At 54.5% G+C, this 1,720-nt stretch carries 1 protein-coding gene; it reads left to right on the plus strand.

All coding sequences use genetic code 11. The features are described 5' to 3' along the window. On the plus strand, positions 1–1,720 hold a 1,720-nt coding region (purL, locus tag Q7P41_RS04625; protein WP_303882516.1), incomplete at both ends, for a phosphoribosylformylglycinamidine synthase subunit PurL.

The raw sequence follows: 1,720 nt of genomic DNA on the forward strand, positions 1-1,720 counted from the left end.
TGGAAAGCCACAATCACCCCTCCGCCGTCGAGCCCGTCCAGGGCGCCGCAACAGGCGTAGGAGGGATAATAAGGGACGTAATTGCCATGGGAGCCAGGCCCATCGCCTCGATGGATTGCCTCTTTTTTGGGCCTCCGGACGACAGAAGATCGAATTACCTTAGAGAAGGGATAATAAAGGGCGTCGGAAGCTACGGCAACTGCGTAGGCGTACCCACCGTCGGAGGCTTTGCTTACTACGACCCCTGCTACACGGGAAATCCACTGGTAAACGCGATGTGCGCAGGACTTGTAAGGTTAGACGGGGTCGTGAAGTCAGATACTTCCAAGCCAGGACATGTGCTGGTACTTCTTGGCTCAAAGACCGGCCGCGACGGGATCGCAGGCGCTGCCTTTGCGTCCGCAGAGCTAGATGAAGCCGTCAAGAAAAGCAAGCCACAGGTCCAAATGGGAGATCCCTTCGCCGAAAAGTTGCTCATAGAGTGCTGCCTCGAAATTTTGGACAAAGGATTTATAGTGAGCATGCAGGACATGGGCGCCGCCGGCATAACGTCCTCTGCCGTCGAGCTGGCTGCCAAGGCAAAAGCCGGCGCAGAAATTTACCTTGACAATGTGCCCCTGAGGGAAGAGGGCATGAACCCCTTTGAGATCGCCTTGTCCGAATCCCAGGAAAGGATGCTTTTGGTCATAGAAGAACGACACTACGGCGACGTCAAAAAGATAGCCGACAAATGGGGGCTTGAGTGCGCCAACATAGGAAGGCTCATCGAGCAGGACAGGTTCGTTTTGTACTTCAAGGGCCAGGTGGCAGCAGACGTTCCGGCTTCCATGCTCGCTTCGGGTCCCACGATAGACTGGCCAAAAAGGGAGCCTGCCCAAAGGGTCATACACTACCCCACAAAACCTCAAACCAACATAGACGGCAAGGACCCCATGTCGGTTGCAAAGGCCTTATCCGAGCTTCCTCAGTTTGAGGACAAATCCTGGATATACGAGCAATATGATCACATGGTTCAAACAAGGACCACGCTTGGACCGGGAAACTCCGTGGCAATCCTCTACGTCAAGGAGATCGACAGGCTCATAGCCTTATCTGCGGCAAGCGATCCTTGGAGATGCGCGATTGATCCGATGATCGGGGGCATGGAGACCGTGGCCAAGGCAGTAAGAGAATTGGCCGTCGCCGAGGCGTATCCTTTGGGCATGACCGATTGCCTCAACTTTCCGTCCCCGGAGGTTCCGGAAAACTTCTGGACCATGTCTGAGGTCATAAGGGGAATGGCGTTAGCTTGTCAGGAGCTTGACTGCCCCATAGTCTCAGGAAACGTGAGCCTTTATAACGAGTCGCCCCAGGGCGCCATATTGCCATCGCCCGTTGTATGTGCCGTCGGGTATTTCGATGACAAGAAGTTCTTAAAAAGCAACGAGCCAAAAGTATCTGACAGGCTGTTTCTCGTCGGAAGTGGGGGGTCTTTGATGGCAAGCGCCTTTGAGCGGACCTTTGAAGGAAGATTAAGCGGACCCCTTGAGCCTCTCGACTTTGACGCCGAGCGCGACTTTTGCAGCCGTGCACGTAAAACTGCCTTGGAGGCGGCAGCCTCAAGCGGCAGGTGTGTCGGCTTGGGGGGAGTGGCGATGGCGATCATCAAGATGCTAAGGCAATCCAATTTGGGCGCTGCAATCAAAAGCTTTGACGTGAAATTTCTTTTTGGCGAAGGATG

This window comes from Acetomicrobium mobile, from assembly GCF_937920065.1.